At 47.8% G+C, this 21,414-nt stretch carries 24 protein-coding genes and 3 tRNA genes; 3 read left to right on the top strand and 24 right to left on the bottom strand.

The features are described 5' to 3' along the window. Window positions 1-18: 18 nt before the first annotated feature. From POF51_RS05245 to POF51_RS05210, 8 genes are all read right to left on the bottom strand, one after another. Window positions 19-936 (bottom strand): fumarylacetoacetate hydrolase family protein, encoded by a 918-nt coding sequence (locus tag POF51_RS05245; RefSeq protein ID WP_069851462.1) that lies wholly within the window; start codon window positions 934-936, stop codon window positions 19-21. A 282-nt stretch (window positions 937-1,218) separates the two neighbouring features. Further along, entirely contained in the window at window positions 1,219-2,139 is a 921-nt protein-coding gene (locus POF51_RS05240; RefSeq protein WP_069851464.1) for an RluA family pseudouridine synthase, read from the bottom strand. A 49-nt stretch (window positions 2,140-2,188) separates the two neighbouring features. Further along, entirely contained in the window at window positions 2,189-2,704 is a 516-nt protein-coding gene (locus POF51_RS05235; RefSeq protein ID WP_069851466.1) for a hypothetical protein, read from the bottom strand. Between the two features lie 72 nt (window positions 2,705-2,776). Beyond that, window positions 2,777-3,481, bottom strand: coding sequence for an MBL fold metallo-hydrolase (locus tag POF51_RS05230; RefSeq protein WP_069851467.1), 705 nt, complete (start codon window positions 3,479-3,481; stop codon window positions 2,777-2,779). Window positions 3,482-3,488: 7 nt separating this feature from the next. Further along, on the bottom strand, window positions 3,489-4,118 hold the full coding sequence (locus POF51_RS05225) for a TetR/AcrR family transcriptional regulator (RefSeq protein WP_017250382.1): 630 nt from the start codon (window positions 4,116-4,118) through the stop codon (window positions 3,489-3,491). 176 nt (window positions 4,119-4,294) lie between these two features. Further along, window positions 4,295-4,816 (bottom strand): thiol peroxidase, encoded by a 522-nt coding sequence (tpx, locus tag POF51_RS05220; RefSeq protein WP_007717107.1) that lies wholly within the window; start codon window positions 4,814-4,816, stop codon window positions 4,295-4,297. A gap of 87 nt (window positions 4,817-4,903) precedes the next feature. Next, complete coding sequence (locus POF51_RS05215; protein ID WP_069851468.1) at window positions 4,904-5,437, bottom strand: hypothetical protein; 534 nt, start codon at window positions 5,435-5,437, stop codon at window positions 4,904-4,906. 49 nt (window positions 5,438-5,486) lie between these two features. Next, window positions 5,487-5,924: a gamma-glutamylcyclotransferase family protein gene (locus tag POF51_RS05210; RefSeq protein ID WP_442869503.1), complete on the bottom strand. Its 438-nt coding sequence runs from the start codon at window positions 5,922-5,924 to the stop codon at window positions 5,487-5,489. 118 nt (window positions 5,925-6,042) lie between these two features. On the opposite strand from POF51_RS05210, the gene pyc reads away from it, so the two are divergent. Beyond that, window positions 6,043-9,489: a pyruvate carboxylase gene (gene pyc / locus POF51_RS05205; RefSeq protein WP_069851472.1), complete on the top strand. Its 3,447-nt coding sequence runs from the start codon at window positions 6,043-6,045 to the stop codon at window positions 9,487-9,489. Window positions 9,490-9,562: 73 nt separating this feature from the next. After that, complete coding sequence (locus tag POF51_RS05200; RefSeq protein WP_069851474.1) at window positions 9,563-10,249, top strand: hypothetical protein; 687 nt, start codon at window positions 9,563-9,565, stop codon at window positions 10,247-10,249. 68 nt (window positions 10,250-10,317) lie between these two features. On the opposite strand, the gene ytfJ is transcribed toward POF51_RS05200, so the two are convergent. From ytfJ to POF51_RS05135, 13 genes are all read right to left on the bottom strand, one after another. Further along, window positions 10,318-10,800, bottom strand: a complete 483-nt coding sequence (ytfJ, locus tag POF51_RS05195) for a GerW family sporulation protein (protein ID WP_069851476.1) — start codon at window positions 10,798-10,800, stop codon at window positions 10,318-10,320. A gap of 108 nt (window positions 10,801-10,908) precedes the next feature. Next, entirely contained in the window at window positions 10,909-11,568 is a 660-nt protein-coding gene (locus POF51_RS05190) for a DUF2953 domain-containing protein (protein ID WP_069851478.1), read from the bottom strand. A 66-nt stretch (window positions 11,569-11,634) separates the two neighbouring features. Further along, entirely contained in the window at window positions 11,635-12,603 is a 969-nt protein-coding gene (locus tag POF51_RS05185) for an S-layer homology domain-containing protein (protein WP_069851480.1), read from the bottom strand. A gap of 149 nt (window positions 12,604-12,752) precedes the next feature. Continuing rightward, window positions 12,753-13,400, bottom strand: a complete 648-nt coding sequence (gene sleB / locus POF51_RS05180; protein WP_271754216.1) for a spore cortex-lytic enzyme — start codon at window positions 13,398-13,400, stop codon at window positions 12,753-12,755. 94 nt (window positions 13,401-13,494) lie between these two features. After that, the gene (gene spoVAE, locus POF51_RS05175) at window positions 13,495-13,845 is read right to left on the bottom strand and encodes a stage V sporulation protein AE (RefSeq protein WP_069851484.1); all 351 of its coding nucleotides are present in this window, start codon (window positions 13,843-13,845) and stop codon (window positions 13,495-13,497) included. A gap of 16 nt (window positions 13,846-13,861) precedes the next feature. Continuing rightward, window positions 13,862-14,866: a stage V sporulation protein AD gene (spoVAD, locus tag POF51_RS05170; protein WP_069851486.1), complete on the bottom strand. Its 1,005-nt coding sequence runs from the start codon at window positions 14,864-14,866 to the stop codon at window positions 13,862-13,864. A 3-nt stretch (window positions 14,867-14,869) separates the two neighbouring features. Then, complete coding sequence (gene spoVAC / locus POF51_RS05165) at window positions 14,870-15,343, bottom strand: stage V sporulation protein AC (RefSeq protein ID WP_017250393.1); 474 nt, start codon at window positions 15,341-15,343, stop codon at window positions 14,870-14,872. A gap of 15 nt (window positions 15,344-15,358) precedes the next feature. Then, the gene (locus POF51_RS05160; protein ID WP_069851488.1) at window positions 15,359-16,219 is read right to left on the bottom strand and encodes a DUF421 domain-containing protein; all 861 of its coding nucleotides are present in this window, start codon (window positions 16,217-16,219) and stop codon (window positions 15,359-15,361) included. A gap of 84 nt (window positions 16,220-16,303) precedes the next feature. Continuing rightward, window positions 16,304-16,510, bottom strand: a complete 207-nt coding sequence (locus tag POF51_RS05155) for a DUF1657 domain-containing protein (RefSeq protein WP_007717150.1) — start codon at window positions 16,508-16,510, stop codon at window positions 16,304-16,306. 150 nt (window positions 16,511-16,660) lie between these two features. Further along, window positions 16,661-16,864 (bottom strand): alpha/beta-type small acid-soluble spore protein, encoded by a 204-nt coding sequence (locus tag POF51_RS05150; RefSeq protein ID WP_007717155.1) that lies wholly within the window; start codon window positions 16,862-16,864, stop codon window positions 16,661-16,663. A 79-nt stretch (window positions 16,865-16,943) separates the two neighbouring features. After that, entirely contained in the window at window positions 16,944-18,074 is a 1,131-nt protein-coding gene (locus POF51_RS05145) for an MGDG synthase family glycosyltransferase (RefSeq protein ID WP_069851490.1), read from the bottom strand. Then, the gene (locus POF51_RS05140; RefSeq protein ID WP_017250396.1) at window positions 18,074-18,658 is read right to left on the bottom strand and encodes a YkoP family protein; all 585 of its coding nucleotides are present in this window, start codon (window positions 18,656-18,658) and stop codon (window positions 18,074-18,076) included. Before POF51_RS05140 ends, POF51_RS05145 begins: the two co-directional genes overlap by 1 nt. Before the next feature lie 121 nt (window positions 18,659-18,779). Beyond that, entirely contained in the window at window positions 18,780-19,430 is a 651-nt protein-coding gene (locus POF51_RS05135; protein ID WP_069851492.1) for a TerC family protein, read from the bottom strand. Window positions 19,431-19,643: 213 nt separating this feature from the next. On the opposite strand from POF51_RS05135, the gene POF51_RS05130 reads away from it, so the two are divergent. Continuing rightward, window positions 19,644-20,810 carry a sensor histidine kinase gene (locus tag POF51_RS05130; RefSeq protein WP_017250398.1) on the top strand — a complete coding sequence of 389 codons (1,167 nt, stop codon included), beginning with the start codon at window positions 19,644-19,646 and terminating at the stop codon, window positions 20,808-20,810. A 292-nt stretch (window positions 20,811-21,102) separates the two neighbouring features. On the opposite strand, the gene POF51_RS05125 is transcribed toward POF51_RS05130, so the two are convergent. From POF51_RS05125 to POF51_RS05115, 3 genes are all read right to left on the bottom strand, one after another. After that, window positions 21,103-21,176: transfer RNA gene (locus POF51_RS05125), tRNA-Gly, on the bottom strand. 15 nt (window positions 21,177-21,191) lie between these two features. Then, window positions 21,192-21,279: transfer RNA gene (locus tag POF51_RS05120), tRNA-Leu, on the bottom strand. A gap of 25 nt (window positions 21,280-21,304) precedes the next feature. Continuing rightward, a tRNA-Pro gene (locus tag POF51_RS05115) sits at window positions 21,305-21,381 on the bottom strand. Window positions 21,382-21,414: the final 33 nt, after the last annotated feature.

Genomic DNA, 21,414 nt, shown 5'->3' with positions numbered 1-21,414 from the left:
TTCCTCCTTTTTTCATCCTTATTCACAAATCGTATTGCGAAGCACACCGAGGCGTTCCACCTCTAGCTCCACTACATCACCTGGCGCAAGCCAAGCATACTGCTCTGTCCCCAGCTCCAAAATGCAACCAGTCCCTACTGTTCCCGATCCGATAACATCTCCGGGATACAAGGAGCAATCCTCTGAGGCGCGGGCAATCATTTCAGCAAATGTATAGTGAATGTCTTTGAAGTTTCCTTTTGAATACTCCTTACCATTGATGCGTGCCACCATCCCCAGATCATAGCGGCTCCCCTTTTCGCCTGCGATACGTACATCTGCCAGCTCCTCCGGTGTAACCAGCCACGGTCCCATGGACGTTGCGAAGTCTTTGCCTTTGGCTGGCCCTAAGCCGACCTTGACTTCCTCCCGTTGTACATCGCGGGCGCTCCAGTCGTTTAAGATACAATATCCTGCGATGTGCTCTTCCGCTCGTTCAACTGGGATGTTTACACCTGCTTTTCCAATCACGCAGGCAATTTCCAGCTCATAGTCCAGCCACTCGGTTGCTTTTGGTCTGCGAATATTCGCTTGCGTCCCTGTAAAAGCTGCTGCATTCGAAAAATAAAAGACGGGAAAGTGATACCATTCGGGCACCATCGGAAGTCCTCGTTTGGCTCTCGCTGTCATCACATGGGCCTCGAAGGCGTAAAAGTCTCGAAAGCTGGCAGGACGTGGAAGTGGCGAACCTAGCTCAACCTGCTCCAAATCCCAGGCATCCTGTGCTTCGTATGCTGCTTCGAGAACGGGTAACCAGTTCGCCCACTCTTCGAGCAATCCAAGCACTGTACTCGGCGCCCCTGGGCAAGCATGTGCAATATCTTTGACTTTTCCTTCGTGCATAAGCCCTGCTCGCCAAGCATCCCTTTCCCTTTCTCGATAGGAAACCAGCTTCATGAAACCCTCTCCTTCTCTTGGGCAAATAAGAAAACCCAGCTCACCCCCAAAGCAATTCCGGTGCATGACAAATAAAAAGGGAAACCCTCTTTGTCAAAACGATCCGAAACAGGCATCAGGCGCAAGCTGGGTCTAGTCTGCTACTGAAAAAAATCTTTGCGAGATTTTCCCCCGCAGACAGCCAGCTATTCTCTGTTGTGTTTCCAATTGTTTGTAACGAATTTCTTCTATCATATCGAAAACGCTTACAGCTTTCCAGAGGGAAATGACGAAATTTTTCGCCTAGGTCATTTCCTTGCACGGATAATCAGGAAAAAATTGTTGGGCTAGCTGCTCCATATCACTTGGCAGTGGCTCCTCCCAGCTCATCGCAAGACCGCTACGCGGATGAACAAAGGATAGCCCCCATGCATGCAAAGCTTGTCGGCCGATATGCTCCCGTTCTCCCCCGTACAGATCATCTCCGGCTAGTGGGTGCCCTTCACTGCTCATATGTACGCGAATCTGATGCGTTCGCCCCGTCTCCAGCTTTACCTCGACAAAACTCATTCCTTCCCCTCGGGCAAGCACACGATAATGGGTAACAGCTGTCTGCCCATCCGGTCTTACTTGTCTGGTGATAAACGAATTTTCCGCAAGACCAATCGGCGCATCAATCGTACCTTCGTCTGACTCAACGATCCCTTGAACGATAGCTCGATAGGTCCGCTGCAACGTCCTGATCTGCTGCATACGACTGAATTGTTCATGTGCCCATTGATTTTTCGCCACGATCATCAAACCTGATGTATCTTTATCCAAACGGTTCACCGCCCGGAACTTTCTGTGCTCGCCACGTTTTTTCCAATACGCGATCATCCCATTTGCCAAGGTTCCACTGGGATGATTTCCTGTCGGATGAACGACCAATCCCGCTGGCTTTGCGATGACCATCAAATCCTCGTCCTCGTAACGGATGGAGAGCGGCATGTCCTCTGGGGCAACGGTCTCTTCCGCCTCTTCTTCAACCATGACTGCTATTTTGTCGCCGGCTTGCAATTTTTCGTTCACAAAAACGAGGACGCCATTCCGAGTAATGGAGCCTTTAAACTTGGCACGTATGAGCAAGCGGCGTGATACACCATAACGCTTTTGCAGTACTTCTCGCACAGTTTGCCCTGCATCTGCCTCATCAACCGTGAAGCTTATTAATTCTTCTAGCATGTTGTCTCTCCTTTAAGTCTTCCCTCCCCCTCAGTATAGCAAAAAACGATCATGGCTGTTTGGCCATAACCGTCTGGTATGCTGATCCGATGCTGTCCTTTACTTCGATGACAAATGCATGCCCTGCATCACCTTGCGCCCACTGACCGCGAACGTCAAACAAATACCAGCCTGGCTGTTCGGGCGCCTTCCACTGATTGCCGTTCTCTATTACTTGCTCCACTTCTTTCATGCCGTTCCATTGTGTGACCTTGAGCGTATTTGTAGTTGGCTGCTGGGCAAAAGTGATGGTCATCGTGGCCCCTGGCCTTACTTGCAGTGGGGCAGGCTTATGCTCTGCGATAAGTTCCGGTGGTGCCGCCATATCTTTGCAGATCGACTCGTTATTATAGCTCCAGCAGGAAGATGCAGGCACCGTCACAGCTGTTTTTCCGCTCCATTCAATGACTGGCTGTGGTGGTTCCGCAAGCTGCGAAGTCCCTTGCGCGGACGATCCGTTCCCACACCCTGTCAGTAACAGTGTCGCTATCAGAAATAGTTGGCCAATCCATCCTACCTTTTTCATCCAATCACCTCAAACCTATGACGCAAGAAAAAGGGATTCGTTTCATACGATTCAGCTCAGACGAAAAGTGCCCTATGATTGCCAAACACTAGTTGGGATCGAAAAAGAAGTAGAGACCTCTTTCAGATAGTCATCGAGCTGTTCTGCCGGATGATAGATCGGTTTGCCATGGCACACTTCCAAATGGCGTGGTTGCAATTGGCGGACGATCAAACTGCTTTTGAGTGCTTGCGCCATATCCGCCGTAAACATCGGCATGGGACGATGCAATCTGCCGCGTTTGGAAGTAAACAAGTCTCCCGCCAAAAGCACTCCGTCCTTTTCGTGATAATACACCACATGCCCTGGAGAATGACCAGGTGTCAGATAAGGTTGCAGTCCGCCAATTGGAGCTACATTTCCTTCGGCATCCTCTGGCAAAGACTGAGCTAGGCCAGGCTGGACGTTTACTTCCAGCTTTTTACGACGAGGATACAGCTCTTTCCCTTCCATATACGGAATCTCGATTCGATGGGCAAAGACTGGTACGGATTCTGCCGCCGCTATTTTTTTAACGGCCCCCACATGATCCGAATGACCATGCGTCAGCAAAATTCGTTTGAGTGGTCCTGCATTCAGCTGCTTGATAAAAGCCATAATCCGTTTCGTCATAAATGGCATCCCCGCATCGACAAGCGTAACGCCATCCTCCTCCCTGACAATCCAAACCCGCAAAGGAATCAACAACCACGCTTTGATACACCAAATGTTCGCCGAGATTTGCTCCACTCTGATCATTCTATCGTCACTCCCTGTTCATTATTTTTTGACTTCCTGCTAGAAAAACATCCACGGATAGAGCAAATGTAGGGGCTAGCCTTTCCATCAAGCTGTCCAATGGTTCTTCGGAATGTGTATACGTACCGACGATACCATGCAGCGTGTAGAAATAAACTCGTGCATAGGCAAGCGCTTTTTCTTCCTCTATCTCAGTTGGCAAGCAACGTCTCACAGCCTGCCTCAACAAACCAAACAATTGATTGCGCAGCGATTGCAATTCTTTTTCTGGTTCCTCTACATCGATCCGAGAGGCATTGATCATGAAGAATAACGTATACATCGTTCGATTGCGCAAGCAAAAGTGGATAAACTGACTGCTGATTTCACGCAGGATCTCTTCTGGTGTTCGTCCTTGTTTGGACAGTGTTTCTTCCATTTGTAGCGCCAAGCTTTGCAACGGTTCCTTGGACAGATGATGAAGCAATGCTTCTTTGTCCTTGAAATAAATGTAGAGGGTTGTATGGGAACAGCCGGCTGCTTTGGCGATTTCCCTGATGGATACCGTATCAAAGCCTCGGGTAGCGAAAAGGTCTGCTGCTGCCGTCAAAATCGCCCGTTTCGTTTCTTCTGAGCGTATTTCTTGTTTGCTTGCCATGCTTGATACTCAACTCCTTACTTCTCGAAAAAATTAGTAACCATCGGTTAGTAACCGTTGGTTATAATATAACCACTGGTTACTAAATCCGTCAAGACGATTTTTCCACTTGCTGCAAATAAAAAAACTCCCTTTCCGTCACATGGACAAAAAGGGAGCTTACTTATGAAAATTGCTTACTTCGCAGCTTGTGCAGCAGCAATCGCAGCTTCGTAGTTTGGATGCTCACCAGCAGCAGCCACATACTCAGCGTGTACAACCTTGTCGTTTGCATCGATTACGAATACAGCACGAGCCAAGAGACGGAACTCTTTGATCGCTACGCCATAAGCTGTACCGAAGGACAGGTCTTTGTGGTCAGATACTGTTTTCACTTTGTCGATGCCAGCAGCACCGCACCAGCGGTTTTGCGCGAATGGCAGGTCAACGGAAACAGTCAGCACAGTTACGCCTTCCAATTTCGCAGCCTCTTCGTTGAAACGGCGAGTTTGTGCATCGCACACGCCAGTGTCAATAGAAGGGATTACGGAGATGATGCGAACAGTGCCTTTGGAATCTTCCAAAGTTACAGGGGACAGATCGCCACCTACTACAGTAAAGTTAGGAGCAGTATCTCCTACTTTGATTTCAGGACCGAGCAGTGTTACAGGACCACCTTTGAATACAAATGCGCCTTGACGCTCAACAGCAGTTGTCATGATTTCTTCCTCCTCACCAAATCTTTCATATGTACCTCAATATCATACCCTATCATTCACTTTTTTTCACTATGCCAATAGTAGAAATTACAGATTCACTTGCACTTTTCCGCTTCGCTTGGCTTGTACCTCGGCGATTCGCTTCACTTCATGCTCATACTCCCAATCCGTTTTCGCATTCAGCTCATGACAGCGCATCAGCGCATGATAGAGGGCAAAAGCGAAGGTAACCTGCTTCATTTCGTACCGCGTTCCATGCGCTTTCGGCAATGCTGTGTTGATAATTTCAATTTGATACGTGGCTTTTCCCCGCTTGTCCCTGACTGGCACGATATACCCCATACGCTTTAAGACATGGCCGTAATCGAATTCTCCCTCATCGTCAAAATCAATGGTGTCGTCCGATGTTGCCAAATACTCCAGCAAGGTCCCCATATCCAGCGTATCGAAGCAAGCAGGCTGTGGCATGGACAAAACTGAGCCGTCATTGTTTACAAAATAAATGTGGTCGCGATAATGAAAGATCAGTTCATCTTCTGGAACTTCGTCGGGAAACATCCAGTGATTTTGCGGAATCAGGTAACGCCAGATTTGTGCAGGTTCACTATGGAGTAATTCCATGGCAGGGCTCCCTCCTTTTCCCTACCAGTTTTGGCAAAACTAGCACTGGCTATTCAGACTGCTCTTGCATGTAGCGTCGCCAATTCCCATGCCGAATGTGCACTCCTGTTTGCTTGACCAGGTCTTGATCCAAATAACGATATACGTATACGTTCACGACCTGACCTGTTCCTTCCACGGTCGCTGGCACGATGATCCGTTCATATTCATTGCGCGAATCACCCTCGCCATAGTACGTCTCCAGCTCATCAAGTCCAGCTAGTGCTTGCTCGTACACGTCAGGGGCAAACGTGACGATCTCCCCCACGATCCCCTGCTCTCCTTTCAGCAATCCCGGATAGCCTGCTGGCAAATGATAGATCTCGCCTTGAATCATCGCAGGTGTTGCCTCATGCTGATACGGTTTTACATAATTCCTATAATTACCAAATCCCGTCAAAAGTGTCCCGTACACAAATACAGGCAGCTTGTCGTACTGATTGTTCATGTTCATCCATCCTCCTGTGATCGAAAAAAGGGTGTCTTGTGTCGAGAAAATTTTGTATATTTGTTCTATATATAATTTTAATACGTCTTTTTTTCCGAGACGTAAGGGGGAGAGAATAATGAAAAAGAGAAAAATCAATCGCCTACTGGTAGCAAACCGCGGTGAGATCGCCATTCGGATCTTTCGTGCAGCAACGGAACTCGGCATACGAACGGTAGCCGTGTACTCCGAGCAAGACAACGTTTCTATCCATCGCTTCAAGGCTGACGAGTCTTACTTGGTCGGAGCGGGTAAAGGGCCTATTGAGGCTTACCTCGATATCGAAAGTATCATCGAAATAGCCAAGCGCAACGATATCGATGCCATTCACCCAGGCTATGGATTTCTTGCTGAAAACGCTGATTTTGCAAAGCGTTGCCAAGAGGAAGGCATCATTTTCATTGGACCATCCCCTGAGCTGATCGACAAATTCGGGGACAAGGTAGAAGCACGTCGTCTTGCGATTGAAGCGGAAATCCCAGTGATTCCTGGCACTCCGGAGCCAATCGAAACACTTCAAGAGGCGCTTCTCTTTGCCAAAGAATACGGCTACCCCATCATTATTAAAGGCGTATCTGGCGGCGGAGGCCGTGGCATGCGTATCGTCCGCAGTCAGGAGGAATTGCAAGATTCGTTAGATCGCGCACGTTCCGAGGCCCGCTCTTCTTTTGGCAATGCCAAGGTGTATCTGGAGCGATACTTAGAACAGCCCAAACACATCGAGGTCCAAATTCTCGGTGACAACTACGGAAACATCGTCCATCTGTATGAGCGCGATTGCTCTGTTCAACGGCGCCATCAAAAAGTGGTCGAAGTGGCACCGAGCCTATCGTTGGATGACAAACTGCGTGAAGAAATTTGCCAGGCTGCTCTCACTCTCATGCAAAAAGCCGGTTATTCGAACGCTGGTACTGTCGAGTTTTTGTTAACGCCGGACAAGCGTTTTTATTTTATAGAAGTCAATCCTCGCATTCAAGTAGAGCATACCATCACGGAGCTCATCACTGGAATCGACATTGTTCAGTCACAGATTCGCGTAGCTGAGGGTCATGCGCTCTCCGATGAGGAGATTGGCATCAGTGCGCAAAGTGATATCCAGATGAGTGGTTTTGCCATCCAGTGCCGTGTCACAACAGAAGACGCTGAAAACAACTTCCTGCCAGATGCCGGCCGCTTGTCCGCCTGGCGTTCTGGTGGCGGCTTCGGCGTAAGGCTGGACGGCGGCAATGGTTATCCAGGCGCGATCATTACACCGTTTTATGACTCGCTTCTGGTCAAAATCTCCACGTATGGCGCGAGCTTTGACCAAGCCGCTCGCAAAATGCTCCGCACATTGCGTGAGTTCCGTATTCGTGGCGTGAAAACGAACCTGCCGTTTTTGGAAAATGTCGTGACACATCCTGATTTTTTGAGTGGCAACTACGATACGTCGTTTATTGATACCAAACCAGAGCTGTTCATCTTCCCTGGCCGTCAGGACCGGGGTACCAAATTACTATCTTATATCGGAGACACGATTGTCAACGGATATCCTGGTCTCCAGAAAACGGAGAAAAAGCCGCACTTCGACTCACCTCGCATCCCGCGGACACCATTTGCTCAGCCATATCCGGACGGGACCAAGCAAATTCTGGATAAAGAAGGTGCCGACGGTCTGGTACGCTGGATTCAGGCACAGAAGCATGTGCTTGTTACAGACACGACATTCCGCGATGCCCACCAGTCTTTGTTTGCTACGCGTGTGCGCACCTACGATCTCGCCTCCATTGCAGAAGCGACAGGCAAGCTCGGTTCTGGGCTCTTCTCGCTGGAGATGTGGGGCGGTGCCACTTTTGACACGACGATGCGCTTTTTGCAGGAATCTCCCTGGGAACGACTGCAAATTCTCCGCCAACGCATACCGAATGTCCTGTTCCAAATGCTTTTGCGCGGAGCAAATGGCGTAGGCTACACCAATTACCCGGATAATGTGATCCACGCCTTCGTTAAAGCCTCTGCGGAAAATGGCATTGATGTCTTTCGGATCTTCGACAGCCTGAACTGGCTTCCCGGAATGCAAACAGCCATTGAAGCCGTACGTGAATCTGGCAAGGTAGCCGAAGCAGCGATTTGCTACACTGGAGATATTCTGGACCCGACCAAGACCAAATACAGCTTGGCCTACTACGTCAATCTGGCTAAAGAATTGGAAAAAGCAGGTGCCCATATTCTCGCGATCAAGGATATGGCAGGTCTTTTGAAGCCGTATGCTGCTTATTCGCTCGTCTCTGCTTTAAAACAAGAAATCAGCATTCCGATCCATTTGCATACTCACGATACGTCAGGAAACGCTGGTGCTATGCTTCTGAAAGCAATCGAAGCAGGCGTGGATATCGTCGATGCTTGCGTCAGCTCTATGTCTGGACTCACTTCCCAGCCAAGCTTGAACGGGTTGATCGCGAGCCTAGCCCATACGGAGCGTGAGACTGGCTTATCTCTTGAATCGTTCAACAAGCTGTCGGATTACTGGGAGGATGTACGTCCGTACTACCAAGGCTTTGAAAGCGGCATGAAGGCGAGCAACACTGAGGTGTACGTTCACGAAATGCCTGGTGGACAATATACCAATCTGGAGCAACAAGCCAAAGCGGTTGGTCTGGAAGGTCGTTGGGACGAAGTGAAACACATGTATGCTGTCGTCAATCAAATGTGTGGCGACATTGTAAAAGTGACCCCGTCATCCAAGGTCGTCGGTGATATGGCATTGTTCATGGTCCAAAACAACTTGAATGAGGAAAACATTTGGGAGAAAGGCACACGCCTCGACTTTCCAGATTCGGTCATTCAATTTTTCCAAGGGTATCTTGGCCAACCGCCGGGAGGGTTCCCGAAGGAGTTGCAGGAGCTCGTGCTAAAAGGTCGCGATGCCTTTACTGCACGTCCTGGCGAATTGCTCGCGCCCATTGACTTTACGCAAGTTACGGCTGAGTTAGAAGCCAAAATCGGACGTGAGCTCAGTCAGCTAGACGTCCTGTCCTATATCATGTATCCGCAAGTCTATTTGCAATTTGAACAACGCCTGAAGGAATACGGAGACCTGTCGGTATTGAATACCGGAACGTTTTTCTACGGATTGCGTCCGGGTGAGGAAACCGCCATTACGATCGAGCGCGGTAAAACGCTGATTATCAAGCTGGTCGCAGTTGGCGAGCTTCATCCAGATGGCCGACGCATCATCTATTTTGAACTGAACGGACAGCCACGTGAAATCTTCATCCGTGACCAATCCGCAAAAGTCTCTGAACTGATCCGCCGAAAAGCAGAAGCCCAAAACCCTGGCCACCTCGGTGCCTCTATGCCAGGAAAAGTGCTCAAGGTGCTTGTAGCAGAAGGTGACAAGGTGCGTAAAGGCGAGCATCTTTTGGTGAGTGAGGCGATGAAAATGGAGACGACGATTCAAGCCCCACTCGACGGAAAAATTAAAGCCGTCTACGTGAAAGCAGGCGAAGCCATTCAAACTGGCGATCTGCTCATTGAAATGGAGTAGGCATCGTCTATAATAGGAGATAGTAAATTGTTCCTGGGGATTCATTCCATTTGCTTTTAAGGAGGTGACCGACATGAAAACGAATCGAGTCAGCCATGTTCCATTTACGCAGCGGGTAGGCCGCTATCATACCCATATGCTTCAGGCAAAATTAAGCACGCCGGTCAATCCAATCTTCCGTTATAATTTGCAGCCGTTCTACACTCGTCAGCAGCAATGGACAACGGAGCTTTCCGATTCCTTATCGCGTCTCTACCGGTTTTCCTCCGATTTGGAGAAGAGTGCTCGGGAATTTATAGCCGCGGTGAAAGACAGCGAGGCTGGACCTGACATGGAGCTATTCCATGAGCGAACACACTCGTTAGTAAGTAAATACAATTACCTGCAGCTATTTCTTGCGGAAAAGGCAGATACCTTGACGACGCAAAAGCTGGATGCATTCGCTCAAGTGGCAAAAGACGCAGAGGAAAAACTCCAAACGTATGGAATCAAGCTGTTACCAGATGGACAACTGGAAATGGACGATGAGAAATGGTTGGAGGCCGTACAGACCCACTATGTGGACTATACAAATACAATGGAGCGTGTAGCCCAAGCATTCAGAGCAGGTACATTGGGATTGCAAAGCAAGCCCCTCGGCTCCTTTTCACGTTACTACGAGGAAGCGATGGCTCTCCATCCTTATATCGCCTCCTCCAGTTCGAGCCTTCATTATCAGCATGTTGCGAAAACAGGCTTGTATGTAAACGAACGCTGGTAATGTTATACGCTTACTACTGAAAAAACAGGTATGCCCCTTTTGTGGAGCATACCTGTTTTTTGCTTGCCTTACTTTCGATCCATCAGGTCTTCCAAATCTTGTTCTTCCGCTCTGGCAATTATCGTATTGGAATAAACAGTGGGTTCATCCGATTTGGTAAACATCCCCTGAACTTTATCCACGATTTGCGGAACAGAATCCAAAATCCGGTCATAGAGATGGGTCGTATTTTCAAGCGGAATCGAGCGAATTCCTTGTTTGCCAACGACCAAAAAAGCTACAGGTGTAATGGAGACACCGCCCCCACTACCCCCGCCAAACGGGTGACCAGCATGTTCATGCTGTTGATTGTGTTGGTGCCCATTATGCTGGTGATCGTATTGGAACTCACTACCCCCGGCCGCGAAACCAAATCCTACCTTGGAGATCGGAAGAATGACACTACCGTCAGGTGTCTCAACCGGATCACCTATGATTGTATTCACGTCCACCATTTGCTTGAGATTTTCCATCGCTGTTCTCATCAGGCCTTGAATCGGGTGGTCTGCCATATTTGTCGCTCCTCCTTCCTGTCTGTGTCATGTTTTATCATTCCCCCAACAAATCCGGAGCATGTACCCTACACAAGGGAATAAATATGCGGGCTCCCACCTTTGTGATTAGGCTCGCGTAGGCGTAGCTTGCCATTTTCGTTGTTTACTTTTTCGAATCCGTAGAATTACTTTTAGCGCAGAGAAAACGAAGTGACCCAAACTAAAATGTAACACCGCTTGAACTTTTGTATGTAGAAGGGCTTGATTCCAGACAGGCTGTACACTCATGGCAGGCATCGTCTGTAAAGAGATGGAGTGAGAGAGAATCCCGACAATCAGGCTTTTCACTCCCCAGATTAGTCCTGTCAGCGCCCCTGTTTCCGCTGCCTGACCTGTGCCCAACAACGTATGCCATTCTAACTTCGTACAGCGAATTTGTTTGAACAGGTCTTTTAGCAAAGGCAGCAAATCACGTACTCTTTCCAGCACGTCACGATAATTCCGATACCATATTTTCACTTGCCTCCGCGTAAAATCTTTGACCTTTTCCCGAAGCTTGCTTCCTTGCTGGATCGTTTCCACCTTTGCGACAAGCTCAGGCCCAGTTTCTGTCATTTTCAAGAGGAGAATGGGAATTTCGTATTTCCTGCGAATGATACCCCAAGCTGCAATCGTAATTTCCAATTGATCATTATCGCCCTCGCGACTGTAAAAACACGTCAATTGTATTGGCGTGATCGCTAGTAGGACAAATAAACCAAGCAATGCTAGCAACACCCATACCATGAAAAAATCCCACCCCTTCCACGTTAGTATGAGTGGAAAGAGCAGGAAATATGTTCAGCATTTTTATTAATCAAGCACGTATACTTTGACGCCTTTTTGCAAGCCGTGATTTTCAGCTTCGTTCAACGTCGGAAGATACAGATCCACATGGCGTTGCTTTACCGCACCACCGATATCAGCTGCCACTGCATAGCCGTAGCCATCGATGTACAAGTGCGTACCAAGTGGGATGACATTTGGATCAACCGCTACAACACCTTCGCGCAGTGGATACTCTAGATATGACAGGATTTTGTCGTTCGGGTAGCTGTAAGCAGTCGTCTGTACCGTTAATTCCTGGCGAAAAGGTGTTCCGTTTGCGAGAGCTTTTGTCGTTCTCGGCTTATCCGAAAGCAAGTGAAGGGCCGCGTATGTGGCTGCTTCGGCTCTCGTCATATACTTGTTCGGCTTTAATGTACCGTCCCCATAGGAACTCATTAACCCGTTTTGCATGGCGTAAACGAGTGGGCGTTGCTCTTTCTCTTTCACGTTGTTCCCATCCGGGTATTGGTTCAATGTCTGGATCGTCGTAGACCACTTCAAATTATTGACTACTCCGCTATCCCCCATCGTTCTTACCAGAATAGAGGCGAGTTCTGCTCTTTTTACTGGTGCATCCGGATGTAAGTACAGGTGATTCCCCTGCTTCTGCCCATGGACAATTCCCAGTCGATAGGCCGTCTCTGCATAAGGCGACAGCCAGCTGTTTCCCGGTACGTCCGCAAAGGATGATTGCTTGTTGCCAAGAGGTTCGATTCCTTTCGCATTGACAAACATCGTGAGCAGTTCACCCAATGTCACGTTGTCATCAGGTCGAAAATATTCGTTTTGACCAATTACGTCCGCTATGTAAAGTTGATTGATTTCTTGTTCTGCCCAATGGCCGCTAATGTCTACATAAGGTGTTTCGTTCATTTTCGTTGTTTCTGCCTCGACAACTGGTGTCCCTATAAGCAAAAAGGCTGCCAGCGAGGCAAGGATCATCCGTTTCTTCATCATCAACCTCCATGGGGAAATATGCGATTCCTTTCGTACCATTTTATCGAACTATTTTGCAAAAACAACGAACAATAGTTTCCAGTCAAAAGGAAAGCCCTCGAACAGCATCATGACGAATACTGTTTCGAGGGCTGCATGAGCAATGGTTAAATGGCAAAAATGTGTTTGCCGATCTTTTTCACTTGTGTACGTGACCAAATCCACTTGGAGGTCGCCGTAACAGGGTTAAAGTAGTAAATAGAATTGTTTGTCGGGTCCCATCCTCGTACGGCATCCCAAGCTGCCCGATAAGCAGTCTTGTTTGGAGTCATCCAGAATTGTCCATCATCTACAGCGGTAAACGCTAATGGCTCAAAGATGACACCGGCAAGTGTATTGGGAAAGTTTTTAGACTGGACACGGTTCAACGCGACCGCCGCCACAGCTACTTGGCCCTCATAAGGTTCTCCTCGTGCTTCGGAATAGACCAGCTGCGCCAGCATCTGCATTTCCGCTTTATTTACCGACACTTTCTTTAGAGCGCGCCATGTATTTGGTCCAGTGATACCGTCAATCGATAAGCCGTATGCTTTTTGAAACTGTCTGACGGCCTTTGTTGTATTCGCACCGTAAATGCCATCCAATTTGCCTTTGTAGTAACCCAGCATCTGCAAACGATACTGCAGATCCCATACATCCCCGTTCACACTACCGCGCTGAATCTGTGTGGCTGCCAGGGAGTCGGCCGGAAAAATAAACGCTACAGCCATAAAGGCAGCAAGCAAGGTTAATACTGCTTTCTTGCTCCACCACATAAATTGTTCCCTCCTTTACCCAACCCATTCTACAAGTTGGCGAAAGTAGGTTCAATTCAAGTATTTTGGCACAAGTGGCAACATGTACCTGCCATTATCCTTTTGGCCGGAACAAGACTGCTGTGATAAATCCGAAGACGATGGCAGCCGAAATCCCCGCACTCGTCACTTCAAAAATGCCGGTAATAATGCCAATGACTCCATGTTGCTCGGCCTCCGCCATCGCCCCGTGCACCAGTGCATTTCCAAAGCTCGTGATGGGTACTGTCGCTCCTGCTCCAGCAAAATGAACCAGTGGCTCGTATAGACCGAATCCGTCCAGCACTGCTCCAGTGACAACAAGAGAGGACATCGTATGGGCAGGTGTGAGCTTGACGACATCCATGAGAAATTGACCGATTAAGCAAATCGTTCCTCCTACGAGAAACGCCCACAAAAACATCATGGTATCACTCTCCAAGTTACTCCGACTCAACAGCCACGGCATGGGCGATGCAAGGAATGCTTTCTCCCTGCTGGAAGGTCAACGGGGATAAGAGGGCTCCTGTGGCAACCAGCAAGATTCGCTTCCATTCTCCTTGCTTCATCCGCCGAAGTAGATGCCCGTACGTCACTGTAGCGATACAGCCACATCCGCTACCACCCGACCATACATTTGGATTTTCACCATAAATGAGCTTCCCGCAATCGATGTATCGCTCTAATGGAATGTGCATGTGATGCTTGGGCAACAGATCAGATAAAATGGCATGGCCCGTTCGTCCTAAATCGCCTGTTACAATCAAATCATAATGGTCGTGAGGGAGCTGAAAGTCACGGAAATGCGAATCAATCGTGGATAATGCGGCAGGCGCCATCGCTGCTCCCATATTGAATGGATCTGTCAATCCCATATCGACTATATGCCCGATGGTGGCTCCCGTAATCCGCAAACCCTTACCCTGACTGGCTACAACAGCAGCCCCTGCTCCCGTCACGGTCCATTGTGCCGTTGGGGGCTTCTGTGAGCCGTACTCCGTTGGATAGCGATATTGCTTTTCCGCAGCCCCATTGTGACTGGAGGTAGCAGCCAAGACGTACTCAGCAGCTTGACTATTCACCATGAGAGCAGCCAAGGCCAAGCCCTCCATCGCTGTTGAACACGCTCCGAAAATCCCCAGAAACGGAATCGAAAGCGTCCGGGCCGAAAAGCTGGCAGATATGATCTGGTTCATTAAATCCCCGGCAAGCATAAAGTTTATTTGCTCTTTCGTGAGCCCCGCTTTCTCCACCGCTTTCGAGCACGCTTCTTCCAGCAGGACTTTCTCCGCCTTTTCCCAGCTGTCTTGTCCGAGATTCAAGTCTCCGTGCAAGATATCAAAGTCTTCGGCTAACGGTCCCTTAGCTTCAAAAGGCCCACCAATCGCAGCGTGCCCGAGAATGACAGGTTTTAAAGGAAAGACCCAAGACTGATGACCTTGGCGCATCCGTCAGCCTCCCATCGTAAACAATGTTTTGATCAAGCCAACGACGAAAGCCGCCGCCACTCCAAACACAATCACTGACCCCGCGAGCTTGAACATGTTACCGCCGACCCCCAGCACAAATCCTTCGCTGCGATGCTCGATAGCCGCTGATGCAATCGAGTTGGCAAAACCCGTAACCGGCACACTCGTTCCTGCCCCAGCCCATTGGGCAATCCGATCATATAGTCCTAGACCGGTCAAAAGAGCCGAAAGAATGATCAAGACAGCTACTGTAGGATTCCCAGCGGTTTTCTCCGTAAAATGGAAGTAGTGAATGAACATTTCTTGTATCCCTTGTCCGATCATACAAATGCCGCCACCCACTAAAAATGCCCGGGTAAAATTGCGCAAAAGCGGTCGCGGAGGCTCGTGTCCCTTTGCCAATTCCTGATATTCTTGCTGGACGGGAGTCAGCTTTTTCTTTTTTTGATCTGCCATGTTACTTACTCCTTTTTACCGTATCATGAACGGTTTTACTTGATCGATAATCTGTTGTAGCTGTTCCGAATCGGTTTGGTAGGTACGCTTCATTTGTTCATTTTTTGTATTGAGTGCATACAGCTCCAGATCCGCCTGACATTTTTTCAATGTAGCAAAAGCCAGCTTCATCGCTTGGGCACCAGGAACCATCAGTTTATCGTCATACAGGTCGAGATAGAGCTCTCCACCTTTGTCTACTTGGCCGAGGAAAACATTCTCCAAAGCCACTCCCGCTTTTTGCAGCTCCGTGCGAACCCATCTGCGATTCAGACCTGCTGTTGCCAGCGGCTCGTCCATGATTACCCCATCCATAATGACCACTTGATTCTCTTCCGCAGGAGCTACTGTCAATTCAAGGTGTTTGGGGGTTACCGGCTGACTCTCTGATTTTAATAAGACACTGACTTCCCCGCTTGTCTCCATTAACGCAAACTCTACATCGGCTACTCGGAACACGTTTTTAATGCGTAATTGTTCCATCAAGTCTTCCGCGGTCAAGCGTTCTTTTTTCAGATTGTCTTCCAAAATTTTGCCTTCCTTGATGAGAACCGTTGATTTCCCTTCAAAAAGGTCACGGAGAAACTTGCTTTTGAGTGAAAGCCACTCCATTATTACAGGGAAGAGCGCAAAAACCCCCATGCCGATCAAACTATGATAGATCGGTCCATCCATTTCGGTTGCCATGAAGGCCGCAATCGAACCGATGCTGATGCCGACAATGTATTCAATGTATGTAAGTTGCTTGATTTGCCTTTTCCCAATAATCTTCGTCAATAAAAATAAGTACGCAACTGCGCCAATGGAACGCAGCATGATATTTAACCAGTCAGGCATAAGCCACCTCCATCACCTGAGGTGATTTTTATAGATAGTAAAACCAAGAGAGAGGAAGTCCCTCTCCCTTTCCCTACACTTCCACTAGAATCCCTTAAACTGTGGTTCTTCCTTTTCCAGCTCCGTTACACGCTGCTGGAGGTTGTCTACGATGGATTGTGTTTGCTCTGCTGCTTGCGAATACAATTGCTTCGCTTTCTTGTTTTGCGTGCTAAGAGCAAACGTTTCAAAATCTGCTTGTGCGCCTTTCAAGCTGGCAAGCGTCTGTTTTACTTGTGCTCCTACTGTCATATCCACTCACCTCCTAACACATATAGAATCCGCCTCCACCCAATATTTATGCGGTGGTCTTCCCCATTTTCATCTGTCAATAATTTCCCTTTTCTTAGAAAAATAAAAAGAGAGACACCATAGGTGCCTCCCTTCATCCAGCTTATTAGATTAGCCACGTCCAGCCAGTTGTTGCTCAGCAAAGGAGACAAGACGTTTTGTAATCTCTCCTCCAACTGAACCGTTTTGACGGGAAGTGGTGTCTGGTCCAAGCTGAACACCGAATTCGGATGCGATTTCGTATTTCAGTTGGTCCAGAGCTTGGTTTGCTTGAGGAACCACCAGATTGTTACTGGATCTGTTGTTGTTCGCCATTTGTATCACCTCCTCGTCGTTTGTAAGTTTAATATGCGTGAAGTTTTGCTTGTTCATTCGTTCTTTTTTTCTTCCAATTTTAGTCTGTTAATTGGAGCAGGGCATGGGCTATTCGATGAGCTGCTTCTGGTCGCCCCAGCTTGTCCAAACATCCTACAAAAGCATCCCTTTTTTCAGGCTGACGCCATGACCTGATGATTTCTTTGATTTCGACCGGCGTTTCAGCCAAGATCGCCACTTGTTGCTCGAGTAAAAAGGAACAGTTATGCTTTTCTTGTCCGGGCAATGGATGGAATAAAATGAGCGGTGTCTTAAGAGCAAGTGACTCCGCGCACGAAATACCACCTGGCTTCGTTATATAGGCGTCAGCTGCTCCAATCCACTGCCACATTTGCGGCTCAAACCCTTTCAATATAAAACGATGGTCAGTGCTCTTTGTACCTAATAAGCCCGCCAGTCGTCTGTACAGGCTTGTATTCTTCCCTGTCACGACTACGATCTGCAATGGTTGCTCTTCCAACAGCAACTCTCGTATGACCTGCTCCACTCCACCATAACCGCCTTCTCCCCCACCAATCAGCACAGTGAATTGATCTGGCACGAGTCCCAGTTGTTTTTTCCAAGCAGCTTTGTCGGTATGCAACGCTGTAGTAAAAGCAGGCCGAACTGGAATGCCATAAACATGGATTTTTTCAGGGCCAATCCCGTAGCGTTCGATTAGAATTTGCGCAATTTGCTCATGTGCCACCATGTACGCATCAATTGCTGGATGAACCCAAAACCGATTAATATGGAAGTCCGTGGGCACACAAACGAGCTGGAAAGGCTTGGACACCCTTTTCTTCGCTTCAGCCAATGCGGACAAGCAGTATGCATGTGTAGCGATGACGACATCTGGCTTCTCTTCTTGCAACAGTTGATTGGTTAATCTTGCGGATAGCCACCATCCCAGTGCTTTGGTTAATGCACTGCCCAGCATTTCTTCCTGTTCATAAATGCGTTGCCACACGGGTTGACCGTAGCGTAGCATATTGCGATAAAAAAAATGAGAGAGCACACGTAAGCCTGGACTGGCGGTTTTCAATCCTCCCACCACTCGCGCCGATCGTGCCCCCTCACTTTCCAGTAAAACTTCTTGCAGAGCTTCAGCAGCCATCCGATGACCACTCCCTGCCCATTCCTCTGTCACTAACAGAAACCGCTTTGCCATTAGTAGGACTCTCCTAGAGGCTGCTTGCCCTCCGCATATCGATTAAGTAAAAATTCCTTGGACATATAAACACGCTTTAGGGGCATTTCATGATTCCATGATTGCAATCGCCGCTTTCCATTGGGATGCACGATTCTTAGCATGAGGCGCAAGTACCATCGCTTATACCGAAAAAACCAAGTCATGGGCACATCAGAAATCGAGAAGCCCAAAGGTGTTACCCCTTTATGTAGCATGGTCGTTCCCACTATCCCTTTTATTTGATCTTTATTTTCCATCGAATCCAGGAACGTGGCTAGCTTTGGCAGTGATTGGAGGATAAGTCTTCGCAAAAGAAGTGCCAAGCGCAGTTCATCCTTCACTCCTTTGCACAGTGTAGCAAAGTAATAATTGTGTATATGTAGCTTTAGGATCAAATCTCCGTCATGAATGATGCAGTGATCGGTAGTTACGAGTGGCTCTCCCCGATAGCGTAATACAACAACCCGAAATATATTGTTCCCTTTCTCAATATAGGTAAGTCTGGTGCAACGCTGGTAGATTTCATCCCAGTATCCCCATAGCATCAAGAGGCTTGTATTCATTTCGAAATAGTTCCTTTCCCGCTATGTTTTCATTCAGCTGGATGTGACCACTTACATTTTCGCAAAACGGCCATGACCTTTGTTGTAGTATGCCCAACAATGTACAATTCTCATCACCTTTTCACGTCCTTTTCATCCGCCCCCAAAACATGACCACTACGGCAGCAAATACGGGCAACCACATATGATTAAGGAGCAAAGGATTCACCCACTTCCAGACATATGGATCCTGAAGACACATATCAACTGCCGTAAAGGTAAGAATTCCTCCGCCAATGATGACCATACTGGGAAAGCGATTCATCAAGCGGGCAATCCACACACTTCCCCACATTAATAATGGGATGCTCATCGCTAACCCCAGCAAAACTAACCATAAATCGCCATGTGCTGCTCCACCAACTGCCAAAACATTGTCTAAACTCATGACAAAATCTGCTACTATAATGGTCCTGACCGCCTGACCAATTGTCTGATTATGCGATACGTCTGCGAGCTCTTCATTCTCACCCAGCATGAGCTTACACGCTATCCATAGCAATAATAATCCCCCGATTGCCTTCACGAGAGGAATATCCAACATCCAAGTAGTCATTCCCGTTAGCACAATTCGCAAGAGGATTGCTCCCAATGTCCCATATAAAATTGCCCGTTTTCTCTCATTTTGAGGGAGTCCGCGGCAGGCCATACCTATGACCACAGCATTGTCACTGCTTAATACCAGATCGATCATAAAGATGTGTAGAAGACCCAGCCAAAAATACTCGCCCATCCCTGCCTCCCTGGTCCAATAAAGTTCGTCCATTCTACTTTATGCGACTGGAATCGGACTCATGATTGAATATTTTTCCGAAAAAAGGCGGTTTTCAGCGGATTTTGTAGATAAAAACTTCCGAAAAAAATACATTTTATTGCGAAATCAGGCTAATTATACCTTGTCTAAATTAGGCATTTTCCCTTACGATTTTAGTGGGGTGGATAAGAGATGGTGGAGACTGTGACGCTAAACCTTTATAACGTTTCAAGGAAGATTTTAGACTTAACACCAAGCATCACCACAATATGGCTGCAAGAAATTGTTCGCAGCATGGAAATTCCTGTAACCATTCCTCGCGATTTTGCAGAAAAACGAACAGTGCTCTTGGCTCGCTATCTGGTTGAGGATGTAGATCATGACATGCAGACTTGGGCATTAGATATGGGAGAATGGCTTCGTTCTCAGGAATTCCCCTTCTCCTCCATTTTGCGCACATATCAATTGTACCGGAATGTATTCTGGCGGGTTCTCCAACCAGAATTACAGAGATGGTCCCTCTCCTCACAAGAAATGCACTATTTGGAAAGCCAACTGGGCAAGGCCATGGATGAAAGTGTCTTCTGGGCTGTTTATCATTTTGAACAAATGATAAATAAAGAGCTGGTCCAGAAGGAAGAAACGATCTCCTATTTGCATAACGACAAACTGACCATGCTCGGAAAAATTGCCGCCAATATGGCTCATGAGCTGCGTAATCCGTTGTGTGCCATTGAAGGGTTCCTGAAGCTGATCGGCGAGTCTACGCAGGAACAGGCCCAGCTTCAGACGTACATTCAAGTCGTCATGCATGAATTTGAGAATTTACATCGGCAACTGACCGGATTCCTCAGCTTTTCCAAAAAACCAATTCTCGATGAAATTTTTAAAACCGTTCAAGTAGAAGAACTGCTTGAAGAAGTAGAGATGCTGATTACGCCTCGCCTCGTGGGAGAAAACATACGTTTTGAAAAACAAATCCACCCCTGCTCACTCGCATGTTATGAAGAAGGCTTGAAGCAAGTTGTCGTCAATCTATTAAACAATGCCATTGACGCCGTACAAAATCGTACAGACAAGTATATTCATGTCATTTCCACTTCTTCAGATGGATGGCTCTATTTGAGTGTGGAAAACAACGGCGAAAGGATTCCACCCGAGATCGTGGAAAATCTTTTCCAACCATTCTTTACGACTAAACAAAATGGGACAGGTATCGGCTTGTCCATCTGCAAAAATATTATTGAAAAGCATCAAGGCACGATCCATTGTGATTCCAATGAAAAACGCACACGATTTATCGTTTCTCTGCCGATTGCGAATGCTCAGGAAGTTGGTCCACGAATGGAAGCTCTCTAAGGTCGCTTTCTTTTGTCTCACGCAAAAAAGCCCCCTGACAAGGCAGGAGGCAAGGCAAGAGATCCGTTACCAATTTCATCGGTAAGCGATCTTAGTTTTACTGTACACGAAAACATATGTTTCTACCATAGAAAACGTCAGACAGCTTTCGACAAAAATTTATACCTGTATTAAACAAAGGCTTATCTATTCAACGATTGGATAAGCCTTCATACTTTTGCCTCAAGTAAAAATAGTCCTGCTTTCCTAGACGCAAAAAAACAGAGAACCTATTGGCTCTCTGCTTTATGTATGGAGCGGGTGATGGGAATCGAACCCACGCGACCAGCTTGGAAGGCTGGAGTTCTACCATTGAACTACACCCGCATCAAAAATAAATGCTGGTGCCGAGGACCGGACTTGAACCGGTACGGGAGAAACTCCCGACAGATTTTAAGTCTGTTGCGTCTGCCCATTCCGCCACCCCGGCAAACCTGTAAAACGTGGGCAAATCATGGTCGGGAAGACAGGATTCGAACCTGCGACCCCTTGGTCCCAAGCCAAGTACTCTACCAAGCTGAGCTACTTCCCGACATTATATTCTCTTCACTTTTGAAGTAAAGAA

The organism is Brevibacillus sp. AG (assembly GCF_028369215.1).
GTDB lineage: Bacteria > Bacillota > Bacilli > Brevibacillales > Brevibacillaceae > Brevibacillus > Brevibacillus porteri.
This window is presented reverse-complemented; position numbering and strand designations above follow the sequence as displayed.

What these genes read in the sequence shown, in the direction of transcription:
- sleB (WP_271754216.1), bottom strand. Translation starts at nt 13,400, where the DNA reads ATGTGGTGGAGCAAGAAAGCAGTATTAACCTTGCTTGCTGCCTTTATG.
- POF51_RS05130 (WP_017250398.1), top strand. Translation starts at nt 19,644, where the DNA reads ATGGTGGAGACTGTGACGCTAAACCTTTATAACGTTTCAAGGAAGATT.
- POF51_RS05140 (WP_017250396.1), bottom strand. Translation starts at nt 18,658, where the DNA reads ATGAATACAAGCCTCTTGATGCTATGGGGATACTGGGATGAAATCTAC.
- POF51_RS05200 (WP_069851474.1), top strand. Translation starts at nt 9,563, where the DNA reads ATGAAAACGAATCGAGTCAGCCATGTTCCATTTACGCAGCGGGTAGGC.
- ytfJ (WP_069851476.1), bottom strand. Translation starts at nt 10,800, where the DNA reads ATGGCAGACCACCCGATTCAAGGCCTGATGAGAACAGCGATGGAAAAT.
- POF51_RS05150 (WP_007717155.1), bottom strand. Translation starts at nt 16,864, where the DNA reads ATGGCGAACAACAACAGATCCAGTAACAATCTGGTGGTTCCTCAAGCA.
- POF51_RS05230 (WP_069851467.1), bottom strand. Translation starts at nt 3,481, where the DNA reads ATGATCAGAGTGGAGCAAATCTCGGCGAACATTTGGTGTATCAAAGCG.
- POF51_RS05225 (WP_017250382.1), bottom strand. Translation starts at nt 4,118, where the DNA reads ATGGCAAGCAAACAAGAAATACGCTCAGAAGAAACGAAACGGGCGATT.
- POF51_RS05160 (WP_069851488.1), bottom strand. Translation starts at nt 16,219, where the DNA reads ATGCCTGACTGGTTAAATATCATGCTGCGTTCCATTGGCGCAGTTGCG.
- tpx (WP_007717107.1), bottom strand. Translation starts at nt 4,816, where the DNA reads ATGACAACTGCTGTTGAGCGTCAAGGCGCATTTGTATTCAAAGGTGGT.
- POF51_RS05235 (WP_069851466.1), bottom strand. Translation starts at nt 2,704, where the DNA reads ATGAAAAAGGTAGGATGGATTGGCCAACTATTTCTGATAGCGACACTG.
- POF51_RS05240 (WP_069851464.1), bottom strand. Translation starts at nt 2,139, where the DNA reads ATGCTAGAAGAATTAATAAGCTTCACGGTTGATGAGGCAGATGCAGGG.
- POF51_RS05245 (WP_069851462.1), bottom strand. Translation starts at nt 936, where the DNA reads ATGAAGCTGGTTTCCTATCGAGAAAGGGAAAGGGATGCTTGGCGAGCA.
- POF51_RS05135 (WP_069851492.1), bottom strand. Translation starts at nt 19,430, where the DNA reads ATGGGCGAGTATTTTTGGCTGGGTCTTCTACACATCTTTATGATCGAT.
- POF51_RS05145 (WP_069851490.1), bottom strand. Translation starts at nt 18,074, where the DNA reads ATGGCAAAGCGGTTTCTGTTAGTGACAGAGGAATGGGCAGGGAGTGGT.
- spoVAD (WP_069851486.1), bottom strand. Translation starts at nt 14,866, where the DNA reads ATGCGCCAAGGTCATCAGTCTTGGGTCTTTCCTTTAAAACCTGTCATT.
- POF51_RS05185 (WP_069851480.1), bottom strand. Translation starts at nt 12,603, where the DNA reads ATGAAGAAACGGATGATCCTTGCCTCGCTGGCAGCCTTTTTGCTTATA.
- POF51_RS05190 (WP_069851478.1), bottom strand. Translation starts at nt 11,568, where the DNA reads ATGGTATGGGTGTTGCTAGCATTGCTTGGTTTATTTGTCCTACTAGCG.
- POF51_RS05210 (WP_442869503.1), bottom strand. Translation starts at nt 5,924, where the DNA reads ATGAACAATCAGTACGACAAGCTGCCTGTATTTGTGTACGGGACACTT.
- POF51_RS05155 (WP_007717150.1), bottom strand. Translation starts at nt 16,510, where the DNA reads ATGACAGTAGGAGCACAAGTAAAACAGACGCTTGCCAGCTTGAAAGGC.
- spoVAE (WP_069851484.1), bottom strand. Translation starts at nt 13,845, where the DNA reads ATGATGTTTTTGTGGGCGTTTCTCGTAGGAGGAACGATTTGCTTAATC.
- POF51_RS05215 (WP_069851468.1), bottom strand. Translation starts at nt 5,437, where the DNA reads ATGGAATTACTCCATAGTGAACCTGCACAAATCTGGCGTTACCTGATT.
- spoVAC (WP_017250393.1), bottom strand. Translation starts at nt 15,343, where the DNA reads ATGGCAGATCAAAAAAAGAAAAAGCTGACTCCCGTCCAGCAAGAATAT.
- pyc (WP_069851472.1), top strand. Translation starts at nt 6,043, where the DNA reads ATGAAAAAGAGAAAAATCAATCGCCTACTGGTAGCAAACCGCGGTGAG.